The sequence below is a fragment of the Prevotella sp. Sow4_E9_plate genome, from assembly GCF_052116205.1.
GTDB lineage: Bacteria > Bacteroidota > Bacteroidia > Bacteroidales > Bacteroidaceae > Prevotella.
This window is the reverse complement of the sequence record NZ_JBQKLN010000165.1, coordinates 1-333: the sequence shown is the minus strand read 5'-3', so window position 1 is coordinate 333 and position 333 is coordinate 1. Positions and strand designations below refer to the sequence as shown.

The following is a 333-nucleotide window of genomic DNA, read 5'->3' as shown; positions in this document are numbered from 1 at the left end:
TGACTCTCCCCAAATTGGTGTTCGTAAATCCTACGAATGTACGGCATCAAGTAATATAAAGGAAATGTCTGATGAGGAACTCAAACAGCTTGCGCTGCAAGGCTACTTTGTCAGAGATGCTGCTAAGAATTTAGTGTATTGTCCGCAGGGCTCTATATTACGTCAGAAGTCCTTAAAGAAGGATGGCCGTATCCGTTATTGCAATAAGTTGGCTTGCAAAAAATGCTCGCATAAGTGTACTAAAGCAGCATTTAAAGAAGCAGACTTCAACAAGGATACTCTCGTGATGAAAGCTCAGAATTACAAGGTAGACTCCAGTAATCATCAGGAAGA

1 pseudogene is annotated in these 333 nt (G+C 41.1%); it reads left to right on the top strand.

The features are described from left to right. Positions 1–333, top strand: a pseudogene (locus ACTQ53_RS17710) (hypothetical protein); the annotation flags it as partial.